12 protein-coding genes and 3 rRNA genes are annotated in these 20,435 nt (G+C 67.1%); 13 read left to right on the top strand and 2 right to left on the bottom strand.

All coding sequences use genetic code 11. The annotated features are described in order from the left end of the window. Positions 1-183 precede the first annotated feature (183 nt). The 3 genes from STRVI_RS26445 (at position 184) to STRVI_RS26435 (ending at position 4,533) form a co-directional block, all read left to right on the top strand. On the top strand, positions 184-2,205 hold the full coding sequence (locus STRVI_RS26445; protein WP_014058695.1) for an acetoacetate--CoA ligase: 2,022 nt from the start codon (positions 184-186) through the stop codon (positions 2,203-2,205). 850 nt (positions 2,206-3,055) lie between these two features. Beyond that, a complete protein-coding gene (locus STRVI_RS52915) occupies positions 3,056-3,223 on the top strand; it encodes a hypothetical protein (RefSeq protein WP_167543223.1) in 168 nt (55 codons plus the stop codon). A gap of 293 nt (positions 3,224-3,516) precedes the next feature. After that, the gene (locus STRVI_RS26435; RefSeq protein ID WP_014058694.1) at positions 3,517-4,533 is read left to right on the top strand and encodes a hypothetical protein; all 1,017 of its coding nucleotides are present in this window, start codon (positions 3,517-3,519) and stop codon (positions 4,531-4,533) included. A gap of 74 nt (positions 4,534-4,607) precedes the next feature. Here the strand turns inward: STRVI_RS26435 and ptsP are convergent, their stop codons facing one another. Both ptsP and STRVI_RS26425 read right to left on the bottom strand, forming a co-directional pair. Next, positions 4,608-6,278 carry a phosphoenolpyruvate--protein phosphotransferase gene (gene ptsP, locus STRVI_RS26430; RefSeq protein ID WP_014058693.1) on the bottom strand — a complete coding sequence of 557 codons (1,671 nt, stop codon included), beginning with the start codon at positions 6,276-6,278 and terminating at the stop codon, positions 4,608-4,610. 107 nt (positions 6,279-6,385) lie between these two features. Further along, positions 6,386-6,832, bottom strand: coding sequence for a PTS sugar transporter subunit IIA (locus STRVI_RS26425; RefSeq protein WP_014058692.1), 447 nt, complete (start codon positions 6,830-6,832; stop codon positions 6,386-6,388). A 562-nt stretch (positions 6,833-7,394) separates the two neighbouring features. Here STRVI_RS26425 and STRVI_RS26420 point away from each other — a divergent pair. From STRVI_RS26420 to ftsR, 10 genes are all read left to right on the top strand, one after another. After that, a 16S ribosomal RNA gene (locus STRVI_RS26420) occupies positions 7,395-8,922 on the top strand. 288 nt (positions 8,923-9,210) lie between these two features. Continuing rightward, positions 9,211-12,329: ribosomal RNA gene (locus STRVI_RS26415) — 23S ribosomal RNA — on the top strand. A 94-nt stretch (positions 12,330-12,423) separates the two neighbouring features. Next, positions 12,424-12,540 (top strand): 5S ribosomal RNA (gene rrf, locus STRVI_RS26410). The 16S, 23S and 5S rRNA genes sit together here, the layout of an rRNA operon. 147 nt (positions 12,541-12,687) lie before the next feature. Beyond that, positions 12,688-13,296, top strand: a complete 609-nt coding sequence (locus STRVI_RS26405) for a CDP-alcohol phosphatidyltransferase family protein (protein WP_014058691.1) — start codon at positions 12,688-12,690, stop codon at positions 13,294-13,296. 113 nt (positions 13,297-13,409) lie between these two features. After that, on the top strand, positions 13,410-15,905 hold the full coding sequence (locus STRVI_RS26400) for a mannose-1-phosphate guanyltransferase (RefSeq protein ID WP_014058690.1): 2,496 nt from the start codon (positions 13,410-13,412) through the stop codon (positions 15,903-15,905). Between the two features lie 117 nt (positions 15,906-16,022). Further along, a complete protein-coding gene (locus tag STRVI_RS26395) occupies positions 16,023-16,949 on the top strand; it encodes a DUF881 domain-containing protein (RefSeq protein ID WP_043236581.1) in 927 nt (308 codons plus the stop codon). Next, a complete protein-coding gene (locus tag STRVI_RS26390) occupies positions 16,946-17,278 on the top strand; it encodes a small basic family protein (RefSeq protein ID WP_014058688.1) in 333 nt (110 codons plus the stop codon). Before STRVI_RS26395 ends, STRVI_RS26390 begins: the two co-directional genes overlap by 4 nt. A gap of 458 nt (positions 17,279-17,736) precedes the next feature. Then, entirely contained in the window at positions 17,737-18,660 is a 924-nt protein-coding gene (locus STRVI_RS26385; RefSeq protein WP_435532626.1) for a DUF881 domain-containing protein, read from the top strand. 130 nt (positions 18,661-18,790) lie between these two features. Further along, positions 18,791-19,618: an FHA domain-containing protein gene (locus STRVI_RS55640; protein WP_435532591.1), complete on the top strand. Its 828-nt coding sequence runs from the start codon at positions 18,791-18,793 to the stop codon at positions 19,616-19,618. A gap of 17 nt (positions 19,619-19,635) precedes the next feature. Continuing rightward, entirely contained in the window at positions 19,636-20,388 is a 753-nt protein-coding gene (gene ftsR / locus STRVI_RS26375) for a transcriptional regulator FtsR (RefSeq protein WP_014058685.1), read from the top strand. The last annotated feature ends 47 nt before the right edge of the window (positions 20,389-20,435 follow it).

Here is a 20,435-nt window from a genome sequence, read left to right as displayed (position 1 = left end):
CCGGCAGAGATATGGTTCAACTGCCGTTCACCTGTGGTCCTCCCACATGATCCCGCCCTGTGATGTGGAGTGGCGCCCCTGGTGTGGGAGTCGATCACATGGCATCGTCCTGACCGGACGCATACGAGGCGGATGCACCACCCACGGACACATCCGACGCGGACAGCCCGGGAGCCGACACCCATGACCACCGCAGCGCACTCCGACCATCGGCCACAGCCCCTGTGGCAGCCCGGCGCGGACCGGATCGACCGGTCCCGGCTGACCGCCTTCCACGCCTGGGCGGCCGAGCGTCACGGCGCGCCCGCGCCCACCGAGGACGACCCGGCCGCGAGCTACGCCGCGCTGCACCGCTGGTCGGTGGGGGAGCTGGAGACCTTCTGGCAGGCGGTCGCCGAATGGTTCGAGGTGCGCTTCACCACCCCGTACGAACGGGTGCTCGCCGACGCCACCATGCCCGGCGCCCGCTGGTTCCCCGGCGCCACCCTCAACTACGCCGAGCACGCCCTGCGCGCCGCCGAGGACCCCGCCCGCGCCGACGAGCCCGCACTGCTCCACGTCGACGAGACCAATGACCCGCGCCCGGTGAGCTGGGCCGAACTGCGCGGCCAGGTCGGCGCCGTCGCCGCCGAGCTGCGCCGCCTCGGCGTCCGCCCCGGCGACCGGGTCAGCGGCTATGTCCCCAACATCCCCCAGGCCACCGTCGCGCTCCTGGCCACCGCCGCCGTCGGCGCCGTATGGACCTCCTGCGCCCCCGACTTCGGCGCCCGCAGCGTCCTGGACCGCTTCCAGCAGGTCGAACCGGTGGTGCTCTTCACCATCGACGGCTACCGCTACGGCGGAAAGACCCACGACCGCACCAAGACCGTGGCCGAGCTCCGCGCCGAGCTGCCCACCCTGCGCGCCGTCGTCCACATCCCGCTGCTGGGCACCCCCGCCCCCGAGGGCGCGCTCGTCTGGGACGACGTCGTCCGCGAGCCGGCGGAGCCGGTCTTCGAGCCGCTGCCCTTCGACCACCCCCTGTGGGTGCTCTACTCCTCCGGCACCACCGGCCTGCCCAAGGCGATCGTCCAGTCCCAGGGCGGCATCCTGCTCGAACACCTCAAGCAACTCGGCCTCCACTGCGACCTCGGCCCCGGCGACCGCTTCTTCTGGTACACCTCCACCGGCTGGATGATGTGGAACTTCCTGGTGTCCGGGCTGCTGGTCGGCGCCACCGTGGTCCTCTACGACGGCAGCCCCGGCCATCCGGACACCGCCGCCCAGTGGCGCGTCGCCGAGCGCACCGGGACCACGCTCTACGGCACCTCCGCCGCGTACGTCATGGCCTGCCGCAAGGCCGATGTCCACCCGGGCCGCGACTTCGACCTCTCCCGCATCAAATGCGTCGCCACCACCGGCTCCCCACTGCCGCCCGACGGCTTCCGGTGGATCCACGACGAGGTGGCCGAGGACATGTGGATCGCCTCCGTCAGCGGCGGCACCGATGTGTGCAGCTGCTTCGCGGGCGCCGTGCCCACCCTCCCCGTCTACATCGGCGAACTGCAGGCCCCCGGCCTCGGCACCGACCTCCAGGCCTGGGACCCACAGGGCGAACCGGTGGTCGACGAGGTCGGCGAGCTCATCGTCGCCCGCCCCATGCCGTCGATGCCGGTCCGCTTCTGGAACGACCCCGACGGCAGCCGCTACCGCGACAGCTACTTCGAGATGTTCCCCGGCGCGTGGCGCCACGGCGACTGGATCACCCTGACCTCGCGCGGCACCGTGGTCATCCACGGCCGCTCGGACTCCACCCTCAACCGGCAGGGCGTCCGAATGGGCTCCGCCGACATCTACGAGGCGGTCGAACGGCTCCCGGAGATCCGCGAATCCCTCGTCATCGGCGTCGAACAACCCGACGGCGGCTACTGGATGCCACTCTTCGTCCACCTCGTCCCCGGCGCCACGCTGGACGAGGAACTCCTGAGCCGCATCAAGACCACCATCCGCACCCAGCTCTCCCCACGCCACGTCCCGGACGAGATCATCGAGGTCCCCGGCGTCCCGCACACCCTGACCGGCAAACGCATCGAGGTCCCGGTCAAGCGCCTCCTCCAGGGCACCTCCCTGGACAAGGCGGTCAACCCGGGCTCGGTGGACGACGTGGAGCTCCTGCGGTACTACGAACGCCTGGCGGAGGAGAAGCGCGGCTCGGCTGGAGCTTGAGAGGAAGGTCGCCCGGGGCGGACCCGCACCCCAGCTCCCCCGGACCCTCAGCCCCCTCCGGACCCTCAGCCCCCTCCGGACCCTCAGCCCCCTTCGGGCCCTGCGAACCCTCCGGACCCTCAGCCCCCTCCGAACCCTCTCCCGACCCCAACTCCCCATCCCCCTCCGGACCTCACCCCTCCATCCCCCTCCGGACCCCAGCGTCCCAGCTCGTCCGGCCCCCCAGCCCCTCCGGCGTTTGAGGAGCGGGGTCCAGGGGCGGAGCCCCGGCGGGGGTCCGGGGGCGGAGCCCCCGAAACGGGGTCTGGGGCGCAGCCCCAGCGGGGCCCGGGGCAGCGCCCCGGTTCGGGAAGGGGCGGGGTGGGGAAAACCCCCGCCTACGCCCCATACGTGGCCTGCGCCTCCCCCAACACCCCCACCAAATCCCCCGCCAACACCCCCGCATCCCCTTCCCCCAGCCCCGCCGTCGTGATCCGCACCCCCGCCCCGGCACCCAGCCGAAACCTCGCACCGGCCGCCACCCACCACCCCCGCGTCCGCAACCCGTTCACGACCGCCGCCTCGTCCCGCACCGGCACCCACACATTCATCCCGCTCGCCCCATGCGCGGCGCCCCCCCCGAGCCGACAGTTCGGCCAGCAAGGCCTCACGCCGCCGCGCGGAGGCGGACCGCGCCGCGGCCACCAGGCCCTGGGTCTCCGGGTCGGTCATCAGCCGGGTCACCGTCTCCTGCAGCACATGGCTGACCCAGCCCGAGGTCAGCACCATCCGGCCGTCATGCCGCGCCAGCCTCGTACGGTCGCAGGCGAGCGCACCCCACCGCAGGTCCGTTCCCAGGTGCTTGGAGACCGTGCGCACCTGCGCCCAGCGCGCCAGGCCGCCCGTGGCGAGGCTGTGCAGCGGCACTCCCGCGATGTCCGCGGCGTGGTCGTCCTCGATCACCAGCACTTCGGACGGCGCCGCGCCCAGCACCTCCAGCAGCGCCTCCCGGCGTCCCGCCGAGAACCAGCCGCCGTAAGGGTTCTGCGCACGCGGGCTGCAGACCAGCGCACGCGCCCCGGACCGCAGCGCCGCCCGCAGCACGTCCGGCCGGATCCCCTCGTCGTCCACAGGCCGTCCAGCGCAGCGCGGGGCCACTCGCGGTGACGGCGGTGATCGCGGCGGGCCCTCTCGGCTGGCTCGGCCTCGGCGCCGGGCTCGCCGCGATGTGCGGCGCCCAGCACCACCTGGTACGGGACCGCGGTGCCGGAGCGTTGTCAGTGGCCCCGGTTACGGTGAGTGAGTACTGAACATCCGCGCTGAGGGGGAGTCATGGCGCACACCGGACAGCGGAGCGAGGACTGGAGCCGCCCCGGCAGGCACCGGGGCAAGCACGGAAAGCCGAAGCCACGTCCGAAGACAGCGAAGCCGAAGACAACGAAGCCGAAGACAGCGAAGGCGAATACGAGGACGCGGCACCGGACGAGGAGCCAGACCGCCCGCCGCGCCCTGCGCAGAGAGGTGCCCAGCACGGTGGCCCTGCTCGCCGACGAGCGGGACTTCGCGGCCATGCGGCACTACGCATCGTTCGCCTTCGACGACCACGGTGTGTATCTACGGCAGATGGAAGGGCTGCTGAAGGCGCTCGCGGCCAAGGGCGTCCACACCACCGTCGCCCTCTTCGACCCCGTCGCCTACGAGGAGTTCTGCGCGGACACCCGGCTCGACCCGGACACCCCTGCGAGCCGCACTCGCTATACGGCGGAGCTGGCCGCCGCGGGCGGCACCGTCGTCTATGAGGGCCAGCCGATCGACCGCCTGGTCCCACGGCTCATCGGCGTCGCTGACGAGCAGGCCACCTGGGAGTACGCCACGGCGCTGCTCTCCCGCGCCGGCCACCGCGGGGAGTGCCGCGACGAGACCACCGCCCGCGCCGCGTTCGACCGCGCCGGGGCCGCGTTGCGCAAGGTCGTCGAGGCGGCCGGGCCAGGCGTCCACCATCTGGTCTGCAGCGTCCCGGCGGACGGCACCTCGCTGGTCGCCGTGCTGCACGCCGACGCCCGGGAAGCGGGCCCGCCGAAGCTGCCCGAGCCCTCGGGGCTGGTCTTCCGCACCGTCCTGGCCTGCGGCTTCGCCCTGCGCAGCCCCGGCGGCCTGGTGCTGCGCACCATCGTGGCGGACACCCCCGAGACGGTCCGCGGCTGGGCGCTGCACGATGGCTGGCTGCGTCCCCTGAGCGAGGCGGAGGTGTTCACCGCGTACTGCACCGACGCCGAGACCGGTGAACCCATCCCCCCGGAGCACGGCGTCGAATACCGGGCGGGAATCCCGCTCGGCAGCCCGGAATGACCGAAGGCGTCCCGCCGCACGGCGGGACGCCTTCACCCAAAAGCTCACCGGCTCACGGTCACGAGCTCACCGGCTCATTCGCCGGACAGCACCGCCTGCGCCGCCCGGCGGGCATCCTCGGCGGTGTCCGCCGCGCGCGCCGCGGAGGCGGCCCGCTCGCACTGCGCGAGCGTGTGCTTGGCCAGCGTCGCGCGCACATACGGAATGGAGGCCGCACCCATGGAGAGGCTGGTGACCCCCAGACCGGCCAGCACACACGCCAGCAGCGGATCGGAGGCGGCCTCACCGCAGACACCACAGCTCTTGCCCTCGGCCTGCGCGGCCTCCGCCGACGCCGCCACCAGGTCGAGCAGCGCGGGCTGCCACGGGTCCTGCAGCCGCGAGACCGCGCCCACCTGACGGTCGGCCGCGAAGGTGTACTGCGCCAGGTCGTTGGTGCCCAGCGACAGGAACTCGACCTCCTGAAGGATCGAGCGCGCCCGCAGCGCGGCGGACGGAATCTCCACCATCGCGCCGAACTTGGCCCGCAGCCCCGCCGCACGGCACGCGTCCGCGAACGCCTTGGCGTCCAGCCGGTCGGCCACCATCGGGGCCATGACCTCGAGATAGACCGGCAGCCCCTCCGACGCCTTGGCCAGCGCCGTGAGCTGCGTCCGCAGCACCTCGGGGTGGTCGAGCAGGGTACGCAGACCGCGGACACCCAGCGCCGGGTTGGGCTCATCGGCCGGGGTGAGGAAGTCCAGCGGCTTGTCCGCGCCCGCGTCCAGGACCCGCACCACCACCCGGCCCTCGGGGAACGCCTCCAGCACCTGGCGGTACGCCTCGACCTGCTTCTCCTCCGACGGCGCCTGGGTGCTGTCGTCGAGGAAGAGGAACTCGGTGCGGAACAGCCCCACACCCTCGGCGCCCGCCTCGACCGCCGCCGGCACATCGGCCGGTCCGCCGACGTTCGCCAGCAGCGGCACCTTGTGCCCGTCCGACGTCGCACCCGGACCGGAGGAGGCGGCCAGCGCGGCCCGGCGCTCCTCGGCGGCCCGCGTCAGCTCGGCCCGCTTCTCCTCGCTCGGGGACACGAAGATCTCACCCGTGCTGCCGTCCACGGCGATCAGGGTTCCCTCGACCAGATCCCCGGCACCGGGCAGCGCGACCACGGCCGGCACCCCCAGGGCACGGGCGAGGATCGCGCTGTGGCTCGTCGGCCCGCCCTCCTCGGTCACGAACCCCAGCACCAGCGTCGGGTCGAGCAGCGCGGTGTCGGCGGGAGCGAGGTCCCGCGCGATCAGCACATACGGCTCATCACTGTCCGGCACACCCGGCATCGGCACACCCAGCAGCCGCGCCACGATCCGGTTCCGCACATCATCGAGGTCGGCCACCCGGCCCGCCAGATAGTCCCCGGCCCCCGCGAGCAGCGCCCGGTAGGCGGCGAAGGCGTCGTACACCGCGCGCTCGGCGGTGCTGCCCACGGCGATACGCCGCTCGACATCGGCCATCAGCTCCGGGTCCTGCGCCATCATGGCCTGCGCCTCGAGCACGGCCTGGGCCTCGCCGCCCGCCAGATTGCCGCGCGCGACCAGATCGGCCGCCACGGCCTCCACGGCCTGGCGCGCCCGCCCCTGCTCACGTGGCGCCTCATCGGCCGGAATCTGCCTCGTCGGCGGCTCCAGGACCGCCGTCCCCATATGGCGTACCTCGCCGATGGCCACCCCGTGGCTCACGCCGACGCCTCGCAGCGTTGTCTCCATGTCACCCGTCCCCGGTCGATACGGCGGAACCCCGCCATGGTGGATGTCGTACCAGCAGTGCGCGCCGCCCGGCCCCGGTCCCACCGGCCGCCGAGCGTACGCGCGGCTCACCAGTTGAAGAGCGTGTCGCCCGGCTTCACGTCGACGTCTTCCTTGATGTCGGACAGGGCATCGGCCGTGGCCTCGAGCGCCACGATCGGACAGATCGGCGATTTGCCCGCGGCCACGGCGGTGGCCGGATCCCAGCGCACGATCGCGTCGCCCCGCTTGACGGTGTCCCCCTTGTTGATGAGCACCTCGAAGCCCTCACCGTTCAATTGCACGGTGTCGATGCCGAGGTGGGTGAGGACACCGTGCCCCTCCCCGTCCACGACGACGAACGCGTGCGGGTGCAGAGAGACGACGATGCCGTCGACCGGAGCCACGGCCACAACGGGCTCGAGTACCGGGTCGATCGCCGTGCCCGGACCGACCATGGCGCCGGAGAACACCGGATCGGGAACCGCTTCGAGTCCGATCACGCGGCCGGTGACCGGTGAGGTCACGCTGGTCATGGGGGCCTCCCGGGGGTGAAGAATCATCACGCGCCGTCACTGTCTGTCCCGGACGGCGCACTGCCCAGAAGAGTAAGTCATAGGAACTTCGGATTCCGCACACGTGGCGCTGGCAGAGTGGACGCTCGGGCCTGGAATCGATTTGCCATGGCCGCGCGAGGCGCTGTACTGTCGTACCCCTGCCCACCGGATGAAGCACTGCGGTCATCTGCGTGTACATCCAGGTTCAGGGCGGCGCCATCAGCTACTTGATCCAAATCTCGGATCCGCTTTCGCATGCCTTGCGAAAGACACCGGTTCGGAGAGCAGGAAATGGTCTGATAGCGTGTGAAACACCGAAGGGAAGCGCCCGGAGAGACCGGTGAAACGGTTTCAAAGGAAGCGTCCGTTCCTTGAGAACTCAACAGCGTGCCAAAAGTCAACGCCAGATATGTTGATACCCCGTCCATCTCGGACGAGGTTCCTTTGGAAAAATACACAGCGAGGACGCTGTGGGCGGACTGGATTATTCCTCCGGTCTGCTCCGCTCTCGTGACTGTGTGACCGGGATATCCCGGAAGCATTCACGGAGAGTTTGATCCTGGCTCAGGACGAACGCTGGCGGCGTGCTTAACACATGCAAGTCGAACGATGAACCGGTTTCGGCCGGGGATTAGTGGCGAACGGGTGAGTAACACGTGGGCAATCTGCCCTGCACTCTGGGACAAGCCCTGGAAACGGGGTCTAATACCGGATATGACACGCTCCCGCATGGGATGCGTGTGGAAAGCTCCGGCGGTGCAGGATGAGCCCGCGGCCTATCAGCTTGTTGGTGGGGTGATGGCCTACCAAGGCGACGACGGGTAGCCGGCCTGAGAGGGCGACCGGCCACACTGGGACTGAGACACGGCCCAGACTCCTACGGGAGGCAGCAGTGGGGAATATTGCACAATGGGCGAAAGCCTGATGCAGCGACGCCGCGTGAGGGATGACGGCCTTCGGGTTGTAAACCTCTTTCAGCAGGGAAGAAGCGAGAGTGACGGTACCTGCAGAAGAAGCGCCGGCTAACTACGTGCCAGCAGCCGCGGTAATACGTAGGGCGCAAGCGTTGTCCGGAATTATTGGGCGTAAAGAGCTCGTAGGCGGCTTGTCACGTCGGATGTGAAAGCCCGGGGCTTAACTCCGGGTCTGCATTCGATACGGGCAGGCTAGAGTTCGGTAGGGGAGATCGGAATTCCTGGTGTAGCGGTGAAATGCGCAGATATCAGGAGGAACACCGGTGGCGAAGGCGGATCTCTGGGCCGATACTGACGCTGAGGAGCGAAAGCGTGGGGAGCGAACAGGATTAGATACCCTGGTAGTCCACGCCGTAAACGTTGGGAACTAGGTGTGGGCGACATTCCACGTCGTCCGCGCCGCAGCTAACGCATTAAGTTCCCCGCCTGGGGAGTACGGCCGCAAGGCTAAAACTCAAAGGAATTGACGGGGGCCCGCACAAGCGGCGGAGCATGTGGCTTAATTCGACGCAACGCGAAGAACCTTACCAAGGCTTGACATACACCGGAAACCTCTGGAGACAGGGGCCCCCTTGTGGTCGGTGTACAGGTGGTGCATGGCTGTCGTCAGCTCGTGTCGTGAGATGTTGGGTTAAGTCCCGCAACGAGCGCAACCCTTGTTCTGTGTTGCCAGCATGCCTTTCGGGGTGATGGGGACTCACAGGAGACTGCCGGGGTCAACTCGGAGGAAGGTGGGGACGACGTCAAGTCATCATGCCCCTTATGTCTTGGGCTGCACACGTGCTACAATGGCCGGTACAATGAGCTGCGAAGCCGTGAGGTGGAGCGAATCTCAAAAAGCCGGTCTCAGTTCGGATTGGGGTCTGCAACTCGACCCCATGAAGTCGGAGTCGCTAGTAATCGCAGATCAGCATTGCTGCGGTGAATACGTTCCCGGGCCTTGTACACACCGCCCGTCACGTCACGAAAGTCGGTAACACCCGAAGCCGGTGGCCCAACCCTTGTGGGGGGGAGCCGTCGAAGGTGGGACTGGCGATTGGGACGAAGTCGTAACAAGGTAGCCGTACCGGAAGGTGCGGCTGGATCACCTCCTTTCTAAGGAGCACATAGCCGACTGCGAGCGCATGTCTCGCACGGTTTGCTCATGGGTGGAACGTTGACTATTCGGCACGGTCCTTCATGTGAAGACCGCTAGTACTGCCCTCCGGGGCGTGGAACGCGGATCGGATCAGAGGACGGTGCCGGGCACGCTGTTGGGTGTCTGAGGGTACGGGCAAATTTTTGCTTGTTCCTTCGGCCGGTCCCGGTGAACCACATCAATGGGTGTGGGTGACGGGGTACGGGTCGTTGTTTGAGAACTGCACAGTGGACGCGAGCATCTGTGGCCAAGTTTTTAAGGGCGCACGGTGGATGCCTTGGTACCAGGAACCGATGAAGGACGTGGGAGGCCGCGATAGGCCCCGGGGAGCTGTCAACCGAGCTTTGATCCGGGGGTGTCCGAATGGGGAAACCCGGCAGTCGTCATGGGCTGTCACCCATACCTGAACACATAGGGTATGTGGAGGGAACGCGGGGAAGTGAAACATCTCAGTACCCGCAGGAAGAGAAAACAACCGTGATTCCGGGAGTAGTGGCGAGCGAAACCGGATGAGGCTAAACCGTATGTGTGTGATACCCGGCAGGGGTTGCGCATGCGGGGTTGTGGGAATGAGCTTCAGTCGTCTGCCGGCGACTGGGCGAGTTAGAAACCATTGCGATAGGCGAAGGACATGCGAAAGGTCCGGCTTAGAGGGTAAGACCCCCGTAGCTGAAATTGTGATGGCTTGCTTGCTCATCTCCCAAGTAGCACGGGGCCCGAGAAATCCCGTGTGAATCTGGCGGGACCACCCGCTAAGCCTAAATATTCCCTGGTGACCGATAGCGGATAGTACCGTGAGGGAATGGTGAAAAGTACCGCGGGAGCGGAGTGAAATAGTACCTGAAACCGTGTGCCTACAAGCCGTGGGAGCGTCGCGCAGGGATTCGTCTCTGCGTCGTGACTGCGTGCCTTTTGAAGAATGAGCCTGCGAGTTTGCGGTGTGTTGCGAGGTTAACCCGTGTGGGGAAGCCGTAGCGAAAGCGAGTCCGAATAGGGCGACATAGTAGCGCGCTCAAGACCCGAAGCGGAGTGATCTAGCCATGGGCAGGTTGAAGCGGAGGTAAGACTTCGTGGAGGACCGAACCCACCAGGGTTGAAAACCTGGGGGATGACCTGTGGTTAGGGGTGAAAGGCCAATCAAACTCCGTGATAGCTGGTTCTCCCCGAAATGCATTTAGGTGCAGCGTCGTGTGTTTCTTGCCGGAGGTAGAGCACTGGATAGGCGATGGGCCCTACCGGGTTACTGACCTTAGCCAAACTCCGAATGCCGGTAAGTGAGAGCGCGGCAGTGAGACTGTGGGGGATAAGCTCCATGGTCGAGAGGGAAACAGCCCAGAGCATCGACTAAGGCCCCTAAGCGTACGCTAAGTGGGAAAGGATGTGGAGTCGCAGAGACAACCAGGAGGTTGGCTTAGAAGCAGCCATCCTTGAAAGAGTGCGTAATAGCTCACTGGTCAAGTGATTCCGCGCCGACAATGTAGCGGGGCTCAAGCGTACCGCCGAAGTCGTGTCATTGCAGCATTACCCCCAACGGGGGCTGTGATGGGTAGGGGAGCGTCGTGTGCCGGGTGAAGCAGCCGTGTAAGCGAGTTGTGGATGGTTCACGAGTGAGAATGCAGGCATGAGTAGCGATACACACGTGGGAAACGTGTGCGCCGATTGACTAAGGGTTCCTGGGTCAAGCTGATCTGCCCAGGGTAAGTCGGGACCTAAGGCGAGGCCGACAGGCGTAGTCGATGGACAACCGGTTGATATTCCGGTACCCGCTTTGAAGCGTCAACGTCGAACCAGGCGATGCTAAGTCCGTGAAGCCGCCCTGGAGCCTTCGGGCAAAGGGGAGTGGTGGAGCCGACGGTCCAGACCTGTAGTAGGTGAGTGATGGGGTGACGCAGGAAGGTAGTCCAGCCCGGGCGGTGGTTGTCCCGGGGTAAGGGTGTAGCCCGAGGGGTAGGTAAATCCGTCCCTCATGTGGGTGAGACCTGATGCCGAGCCGATTGTGGTGAAGTGGATGATCCTATGCTGTCGAGAAAAGCCTCTAGCGAGTTTCATGGCGGCCCGTACCCTAAACCGACTCAGGTGGTCAGGTAGAGAATACCGAGGCGTTCGGGTGAACTATGGTTAAGGAACTCGGCAAAATGCCCCCGTAACTTCGGGAGAAGGGGGGCCATTGTTGGTGATCACCCTTGCGGTGTGAGCCGGTGGTGGCCGCAGAGACCAGCGAGAAGCGACTGTTTACTAAAAACACAGGTCCGTGCGAAGCCGTAAGGCGATGTATACGGACTGACGCCTGCCCGGTGCTGGAACGTTAAGGGGACCGGTTAGTCACATTTCGGTGTGGCGAAGCTGAGAACTTAAGCGCCAGTAAACGGCGGTGGTAACTATAACCATCCTAAGGTAGCGAAATTCCTTGTCGGGTAAGTTCCGACCTGCACGAATGGCGTAACGACTTCTCGACTGTCTCAACCATAGGCCCGGTGAAATTGCACTACGAGTAAAGATGCTCGTTTCGCGCAGCAGGACGGAAAGACCCCGGGACCTTTACTATAGCTTGATATTGGTGTTCGGTTCGGCTTGTGTAGGATAGGTGGGAGACTGTGAACTCTGGACGCCAGTTCAGGGGGAGTCATTGTTGAAATACCACTCTGGTCGTGCTGGATGTCTAACCTGGGTCCGTGATCCGGATCAGGGACAGTGTCTGGTGGGTAGTTTAACTGGGGCGGTTGCCTCCTAAAGGGTAACGGAGGCGCCCAAAGGTTCCCTCAGCCTGGTTGGCAATCAGGTGTTGAGTGTAAGTGCACAAGGGAGCTTGACTGTGAGACCGACGGGTCGAGCAGGGACGAAAGTCGGGACTAGTGATCCGGCGGTGGCTTGTGGAAGCGCCGTCGCTCAACGGATAAAAGGTACCCCGGGGATAACAGGCTGATCTTCCCCAAGAGTCCATATCGACGGGATGGTTTGGCACCTCGATGTCGGCTCGTCGCATCCTGGGGCTGGAGTCGGTCCCAAGGGTTGGGCTGTTCGCCCATTAAAGCGGTACGCGAGCTGGGTTTAGAACGTCGTGAGACAGTTCGGTCCCTATCCGCTGTGCGCGTAGGAGTCTTGAGAAGGGCTGTCCCTAGTACGAGAGGACCGGGACGGACGAACCTCTGGTGTGCCAGTTGTCCTGCCAAGGGCATGGCTGGTTGGCTACGTTCGGGAGGGATAACCGCTGAAAGCATCTAAGCGGGAAGCCTGCTTCGAGATGAGGACTCCCACCCACTTGATGGGTTAAGGCTCCCAGTAGACGACTGGGTTGATAGGCCAGATATGGAAGCCGGGTAACCGGTGGAGTTGACTGGTACTAATAGGCCGAGGGCTTGTCCTCAGGTGCTCGCGTCCACTGTGTTGGTTCTGAAGCAACGAACCGTATTGAACCCCCCTCTTGTTTGGGGTGTGGTTCCGGTTCAGCTTTATAGTGTTTCGGTGGTCATAGCGTTAGGGAAACGCCCGGTTACATTTCGAACCCGGAAGCTAAGCCTTTCAGCGCCGATGGTACTGCAGGGGGGACCCTGTGGGAGAGTAGGACACCGCCGAACAATTCTTCAAAAAGACCCCGATGGGAATCTACTTCCCTCGGGGTCTTTTTTATGTCCATGTCCAGTACGCCCCGGTGCGGGACCCATGCGGGCCTACCGGTAGAGTCATGGGGCATCATCGGCCTGTTTCTCACGGGAGGCTCCCGGGTGGAGGTACAGGAGACACGAGTTCAGACGGACCGTGTGCTCACCATCCCGAACATCCTCAGCGCTGCGCGCCTCGTCGGCGTGCCGCTTTTCCTGTGGTTGATCCTCCGGCCCGAGTTCGGCGGGCCCAACAGCGACGGCTGGGCACTGCTGGTGCTGGCGTTCAGCGGTGTCAGCGACTATCTCGACGGGAAGCTGGCCCGCCGCTGGAACCAGATCAGCAGCCTCGGCCGGCTTCTCGACCCGGCCGCCGACCGGCTCTACATACTGTCGACGCTTGTCGGTCTCACCTGGCGCGAGATCCTGCCCCTCTGGCTGACCGCGGTCCTTCTCGCACGAGAGCTGGTCCTGCTGGTGATGGTGGGCATCCTCAGGCGCCACGGCTATCCGCCGCCCCAGGTGAACTTCCTCGGCAAGGCGGCGACCTTCAACCTGATGTATGCCTTCCCCTTGCTCCTTCTGAGTGAGGGAAGTGGCTGGCTTCACACGACCGCCGCAATTTTCGGATGGGCGTTCGCCGGATGGGGTACAACACTCTATTGGTGGGCAGGAGTCCTCTACGTGGTTCAGGTCCGCCGACTTGTCAGGGCGGACACCGCGGCCGACTGAGCTCGCCGTAGCGGCGTCGATAGCGGCCGAGGCCCATAGCGCGGTAAGTGTAAGGGCCATCGGGCGTGCACGGTCGGCATGACCGTCGTCTCTTCAAGGAGGACGCTTCCGACATGAAGGCCGTCGTGATGGCAGGGGGCGAGGGAACTCGTCTGCGCCCGATGACCTCGACCATGCCCAAACCGCTGCTGCCCGTGGCCAACCGGCCGATCATGGAGCATGTGCTGCGGCTGCTCAAGCGGCATGGGCTCAGCGAGACCGTGGTGACAGTCCAGTTCCTCGCATCCCTGGTCAAGAACTACTTCGGTGACGGCGAGGAGCTCGGTATGGAGCTCACGTACGCGAATGAGGAGAAGCCACTCGGCACCGCCGGCAGCGTCAAGAACGCGGAGGAAGCGCTCAAGGACGACACCTTCCTTGTGATCTCGGGTGATGCCCTGACGGATTTCGACCTTACGGATCTGATCAATTTCCATAAGGAAAACAAAGCCCTTGTCACCGTCTGCCTGACGCGCGTCCCCAATCCCCTCGAGTTCGGCATCACCATCGTCGACGAGGCCGGAAAGGTCGAGCGCTTCCTGGAGAAGCCCACCTGGGGCCAGGTCTTCTCCGACACCGTCAACACCGGCATCTATGTCATGGAGCCGGAGGTCTTCGACTATGTCGAGCCCGATGTTCCGGTGGACTGGTCCGGAGATGTCTTCCCCCAGTTGATGAAGGAAGGCAAGCCCATCTTCGGGTATGTCGCCGAGGGCTATTGGGAGGACGTGGGCACCCATGAGAGCTATGTGAAGGCCCAGGCCGACGTTCTCGAGGGCAAGGTCGACGTCGAACTCGACGGATTCGAGATCTCACCCGGCGTATGGGTCGCCGAAGGAGCGGATGTGGATCCGGAGGCCGTGCTCCGCGGTCCGCTCTATATCGGCGACTACGCCAAGGTGGAGGCCGGTACCGAGATCCGTGAGCACACCGTCGTCGGCTCCAATGTCGTGGTGAAGAGCGGCGCCTTTCTTCACAAGGCGGTGGTGCACGACAACGTGTATGTCGGCCAGCAGAGCAATCTGCGCGGCTGTGTCATCGGCAAGAACACCGACATCATGCGCGCCGCCCGTATCGAGGACGGGGCCGTCATCGGCGATGAGTGCCTGATCGGCGAGGAGTCGATCGTCCAGGGCAATGTCCGGGTCTATCCGTTCAAGACCATCGAGGCGGGCGCGTTCGTCAACACCTCGGTGATCTGGGAGTCCCGAGGGCAGGCCCATCTGTTCGGCGCCCGCGGCGTCTCCGGCATCCTCAATGTGGAGATCACCCCGGAGCTCGCCGTGCGGCTCGCCGGAGCGTATGCGACGACCCTCAAGAAGGGCTCCACGGTCACCACGGCGCGTGACCACTCCAGGGGCGCGCGGGCGCTCAAACGGGCGATGATCTCCGCCCTGCAGACCAGCGCCATCGACGTACGGGACCTGGAGAACGTACCGCTGCCGGTGGCCCGGCAGCAGACCGCGCGTGGCAGTGCAGGCGGCTTCATGATCCGGACCTCGCCCGGGGTGCCGGACTCGGTGGACATCATGTTCTTCGACGAGCGGGGCGCCGATCTGTCCGCGGCCGGTCAGCGGAAGCTGGACCGGGTGTACGCCCGCCAGGAGTACCGCCGGGCCTTCCCGGGCGAGATCGGTGACCTCAGCTTCCCGTCGAGCGTCTTCGACTCGTACACGGGCTCGCTGCTGCGCGCCGTGGACATCAGCGGCATCGCCGAAGCCGGTCTCAAGGTCGTCGTGGACGCCGCCAACGGAAGCGCCGGGCTGGTGCTCCCGAGCCTGCTGGGACGGCTCGGGGTGGACGCGCTGACCATCAACCCCGGCCTGAACGAGGCGCGTCCGACGGAGACCGCCGACGCCCGCCGGTCGGGGCTGGCGCGGCTCGGCGAGATCGTGGCCTCGGCGCGTGCCGCGTTCGGAGTGCGGTTCGACCCGGTCGGTGAGCGGTTCTCACTCGTCGACGAGCGGGGCCGCATCGTCGAGGACGACCGGACGCTGCTGGTGATGCTGGACCTGGTGGCCGCGGAGCGGCGCAGCGGGCGGGTGGCGCTTCCGGTGACCACGACCCGTATCGCCGAGCAGGTGGCGGCGTATCACGGCACGCAGGTGGAGTGGACGACCACCGCGGCGGACGATCTGACCCGGGTCGCCCGGTCGGAGACCACCATCTTCGGCGGTGACGGGCGCGGCGGATTCATCATCCCCGAGTTCAGCAGCGTCTTCGACGGTACGGCCGCCTTCGTCCGGCTGATCGGGCTGGTGGCGCGCACTCAGTTGACGCTGAGTCAGATCGATGCGCGGATCCCGCGGGCGCATGTCCAGCGGCGCGATCTGGCCACCCCCTGGGCGGTCAAGGGCCTGGTCATGCGGCATGTGGTGGAGGCCGCGGGCGACCGCAGCGTGGACACCACCGACGGGGTGCGGGTCGTGGAGGCCGACGGGCGGTGGGTCATGGTGCTGCCCGACCCGGCCGAGGCGGTCACCCATCTGTGGGCGGAGGGCCCGGACGACGCGTCCGCGCAGGCCCTGCTGGACGAGTGGTCGAGCGTCGTGGACAGCGCGGGGCGCTGATCCCGAGGCCGTCTCCGCACGTCTGAGCGCGTGGGGGCCGCCGCCCCGAGGTCCCCGATCCGGCACGCCGGAGGGGCCATTCGGTGGCGGCGGCCCCCACGTGCGACGATGTGCGGCATGTCGCAGCCGCCCCCCGTTCGGAGCACAGCATCGCCGCGCCCTCGCCCGCGCCTCGACGCGTCCATGTCGCTGCTGACCAATGTGATGGACCACAGCCTCGACGACGGTTACGCCGAGGCCGCAGCGCGGCGCGGTGAGACCGGTCGCTCGGGCCTGCCGCGCACCATGCGGGCCAAACTGGGGCTGGCTCTCGGTCTTGTCCTGGTCGCGGTGGTCATCACCGTCGGCGCCGCCGAGGCGCGGATATCGGCGCCCACGCTGGCCAAGGAGCGGGGAGAACTGATCGACCGTATCGAGACGGGGAACTCGAACGCGGACGAGCTCGCCAAGAGCGTGGACAAGCTCCGTGGCGAAGTCGGGGAGAAGCAGCGGCAGGCACTGGAGAAGCACGGCGGAGCCAAGGCCGATCTGGTGGCGCTGCTCTCGGGGGCCAACGAGGTGACGGGCCGCGGGGTGAAGCTGGTGGTCGACGACGCCAAGGGCGCGGCCGGCGGCGGCGGGGGACCACGGGAGAGCGCCGACTTCTCCGATACCGGCCGGGTGCGCGACCACGACATGCAGCGCGTCGTCAACGGCCTGTGGGAGTCGGGCGCGGAGGCCATCTCGATCAACGGACAGCGGCTGACGGCGCTCTCGGCGATCAGGGCGGCGGGAGACGCCATACTGGTCGACAACAAGCCGCTGGCGCCGCCGTATACGGTGCTCGCGGTGGGGGACGGGCAGCGGCTGAGCACCGCCTTCCAGAACAGCGCGGACGGCCAGTATCTGCATGTGCTGCAGCAGAACTATGACATCCGCACGAGCATTTCCGCCCAGGACTCGCTGCGGCTTCCGGCCGCGCCGAGCCTGATCGTACGCACCGCGGAACCGATAGCCGGTGGCTCCGGCAAGGGTGACGCCGACACAGGGAAGGGCACATCGTGATCGCCGTATTGGGGCTCATCGTGGGAGTCGTGGTCGGGCTTGTGGTCCGACCCGTGGTGCCGACGGTGGTCGAGCCCTATCTGCCGATCGCCGTCGTGGCAGCACTCGACGCGGTCTTCGGGGGCTTCCGGGCGATGCTGGACGGGATCTTCGACGACAAGGTCTTCGTCGTATCGTTCCTGTCCAATGTGGTGGTGGCCGCACTGATCGTCTTCCTCGGTGACAAGCTGGGCGTCGGTGCCCAGCTGTCGACGGGAGTCGTGGTCGTGCTCGGTATCCGGATCTTCTCCAACGCGGCCGCGATCCGCCGCCATGTCTTCCGGGCGTGAGGCCGATGACGACCGACGACACCCCTGAGAAGCCCGAGCGGCCAGAGTCGGCCGAAAACCGACGGTCGGCCGAAACGCCGCGACTGGTCGAGAGGGACGCGAAGCCCGAGAGGCCCGAGCAGGCGGCGAAGGCCGAAAAGGCCGAACCGGGGGCTGAGCAGCCGCGGCGGTCGCCCGAGCCGCCGCGACGGCCGGAGACGGCCGAGGGGGCCGCGCCCTCCGGGGAGCCGCGCGAGCGGGCGCGGCCGGAGCGGCCGTCCGCGGCCGAAACGCCGCGGTCGGGCACCCCGTCGCCCGCCCGGAAGCCCGAGCACCGTGACGTACGGCAGCAGCCGGGCAGGCCGCCCACGCCCCCTCGGGGTGAGCCGGGCAGGCCCCCCGCGCCTCCGCGAGGTGAGCCGGGCAGAGCTGCCGGGCCCCCGCCGGGCGGGCTCAAGGACGTCGCTCTCAGGACGCCCCTGCCCAAGGCGGTTCTGCCCGAGGCCCTGCCGCCGCAGGCCCAGGGCCGGCCCGTCAAGGCGGGCGACACGCCCACGCCGCCCGCCGAGGGCACCAGGCCCCCCGGTGGGCCCGGAAGTGGCCCCGGAGAGCGTGTGGGGCCCGCCCCCGGCCCCGGAGCCGGGCAAGGCGGCCCTGGGGCTGGGCAGAGGCCGGAAGAGGCCCAGACCGGCCGCCAGCGGCTGCTGAAGGGCGTATGGCCGCCGCGGCTGACCCGTGCGCAGCTCATCGTCGCCCTGCTGCTCTTCGGCCTCGGCCTGGGCCTCGCCATCCAGGTGCGCTCGACCAACGAGAACAGCGTGCTGCGCGGCGCCCGGCAGGAGGACCTGGTCCGGATCCTCGACGAGCTGGACTCCCGCACCCAGCGGCTCCAGGACGAGAAGCGCAGACTGGAGAACCAGCGCACCGAGCTGGAGAACAGCTCCGACCAGGCCGAGGAGGCCCGCAAGCAGACGCTCCAGAAGGAGCAGCAGCTGGGCGTGCTCGCGGGTACGGTGGCAGCACAGGGTCCCGGCATCACGATCACGATCGACGACTCCCGGGGCTCCGTGGAGTCGGACATGCTGCTCGACACGGTGCAGGAGCTGCGCGCGGCGGGCGCCGAGGCGATCCAGATCGGCAAGGTGCGGGTGGTCGCCGGCACCTACTTCGCGGACAGCGGTGGCGCGATCCAGATCGATGGACAGAAAGTGACGCAACCGTATGTTGTGAAGGTGATCGGCAAGCCGGAGGATCTGGAGCCGGCGCTGAACATTCCCGGCGGGGTGGTGCAGAGCCTGGAGAAGGAGCAGGCCACTGTGTCCGTGCGGCGGGAGAAGAAGATCGTTGTGGATGCCTTGCGATCGGCGAAGCGGCCTGACTACGCTCGGTCGTCATCACGGTGAGGCGGTTCGAAATGAGGGTCTCTCGGGGAGACCATGTGGACGCGGGGGGTCAACGCACCAGAAGATCCGCGCGTGATGGAAACTGTCTGGTGGTCACGGACGTTGTGAGGATGTCCGGACCGTCTGGTGTGTGCATCGAGGGTTTGTCCTGCCCCACGGGCGGGTCTGTTTCAGTCAAGGGGAATCGCCCGTGAAGTTGTTCGGGAAGTTGTTCGGCAAGAGTGCCCGCCAGGATGGCGGCAGCAGCACCGCTCGCCACCGCGCCTCGCGTGCCGCGGAGGAGAGCGGAGGGGGGACCGAGGAGCGCCCGCTGTTCCGGGACCAGGTCGGCGCGCAGGGCGCGTCTGTCGACCCCTCCGCGACCGGCCCCATAGGTTTCCAGGAGCCATCGGCCGCTCACAGTGGTGGAGGGTTCGGCTTGCCTGTCTGTCAGCGGTGCGGCCACCGGAACGCGGAGGCCAGCCGGTTCTGTTCCAATTGCGGCGCCCCGCTGCGGGGCGGCGCGCCCTCCGAGCGTGCCTCGGAGACCACCTCCACCATTTCGATCTCGGGTCTCGAGGCGTACGACTCCGAGGTGACCGGGCAGACGCCGCTGCCGTCGCTCAGCCCGGAGGCGCAAGCCGCCGTCGAGGCGCTGCCGATGGGATCGGCGCTGCTGGTGGTCCGCCGCGGGCCGAACTCGGGCAGCCGCTTCCTGCTGGACAGTGATGTCACCACGGCGGGCCGTCACCCGCAGAGCGACATCTTCCTGGACGATGTGACGGTCTCCCGCCGCCATGTGGAGTTCCGGCGCGGCCAGGACGGCAGCTTCACCGTCTCGGACGTCGGCAGCCTCAACGGGACGTATCTCAATCGGGAGCAGATCGACGCGCCGGTGGTGCTGACCAGTGGCGACGAGGTGCAGATCGGTAAGTACCGGCTGGTCTTCTACCCGAGCCAGCGGGGCGTCGGCATCTGACCCGTCAGGGGAGGTCCATGCTTCAGACACCGTCGGGCGGTGCCGGTACCGGCACCGCCCCCACGGGCAGCCGGTCGATGAGCATCGGCACCGTGCTGAATCTGTTGCGGGACGAGTTCCCCGAGGTCACTATCTCCAAGATCCGCTTCTTGGAGTCGGAAGGTCTGGTCGAGCCGCGCCGGACGCCGTCCGGCTATCGCAAATTCAGCCGGCGGGATGTGGAGCGGCTCGGCCATATCCTCCGGATGCAGCGTGACCACTACCTGCCGCTCAAGGTCATCCGGGAGCATCTGGACGCCCTGGAGCGGGGCGAGCCGTTGCAGCTTCCTGCCGTTTCGCAGGGAGCGCGGCAGCCCGGTGTGCTCGACGGCGGTATCGGGGCGGTCGCGGACGGCCCCGCGGTCGCCCGGCTGGGCCGTGTCGAGCTGCTGGCAACAGCCGAGGTCAGCGAGGCGCAGCTGGCCGAATGGGAGTCGTACGGGCTGCTCGCGCCGAGCGCGGACGGCGGGTACGACATCGAGGCGGTGACCGTCGCCCGGCTCATCGCCGAACTCGGTCGTTTCGGCCTGGAACCACGTCATCTGCGAATCATGAAAGCCTCCGCCGAGCGCGAGGCCGGAATGGTCGAGCAGGTGGTCGCTCCGTTGCGGTTGCATAGAAACCCGCAGACCAGAGCGCATGCGGAGGCCAGTGTGCGAGAGCTCGCCACGCTCTCCGTAGAGCTGCACGCGGCCCTGGTGCGGTCGGCTCTGAGGGTCCAGGAGCGGTGACCGATCGGGCCCCGACTATCCAAACCGGCCGGGCACGTCCTAGGGTT

The organism is Streptomyces violaceusniger Tu 4113 (genome assembly GCF_000147815.2).
Classification (GTDB): domain Bacteria; phylum Actinomycetota; class Actinomycetes; order Streptomycetales; family Streptomycetaceae; genus Streptomyces; species Streptomyces violaceusniger_A.
Note: the sequence above shows the minus strand (reverse complement) of the source record. Positions and strands in the feature narration are given on the sequence as shown.

Excerpts from the sequence above, each read along its gene's own strand:
- STRVI_RS26445 (WP_014058695.1), top strand. The coding sequence starts at position 184 with ATGACCACCGCAGCGCACTCCGACCATCGGCCACAGCCCCTGTGGCAG.
- STRVI_RS26435 (WP_014058694.1), top strand. The coding sequence starts at position 3,517 with ATGGCGCACACCGGACAGCGGAGCGAGGACTGGAGCCGCCCCGGCAGG.
- ptsP (WP_014058693.1), bottom strand. The coding sequence starts at position 6,278 with ATGGAGACAACGCTGCGAGGCGTCGGCGTGAGCCACGGGGTGGCCATC.
- STRVI_RS26425 (WP_014058692.1), bottom strand. The coding sequence starts at position 6,832 with ATGACCAGCGTGACCTCACCGGTCACCGGCCGCGTGATCGGACTCGAA.
- STRVI_RS26400 (WP_014058690.1), top strand. The coding sequence starts at position 13,410 with ATGAAGGCCGTCGTGATGGCAGGGGGCGAGGGAACTCGTCTGCGCCCG.
- STRVI_RS26395 (WP_043236581.1), top strand. The coding sequence starts at position 16,023 with ATGTCGCAGCCGCCCCCCGTTCGGAGCACAGCATCGCCGCGCCCTCGC.
- ftsR (WP_014058685.1), top strand. The coding sequence starts at position 19,636 with ATGCTTCAGACACCGTCGGGCGGTGCCGGTACCGGCACCGCCCCCACG.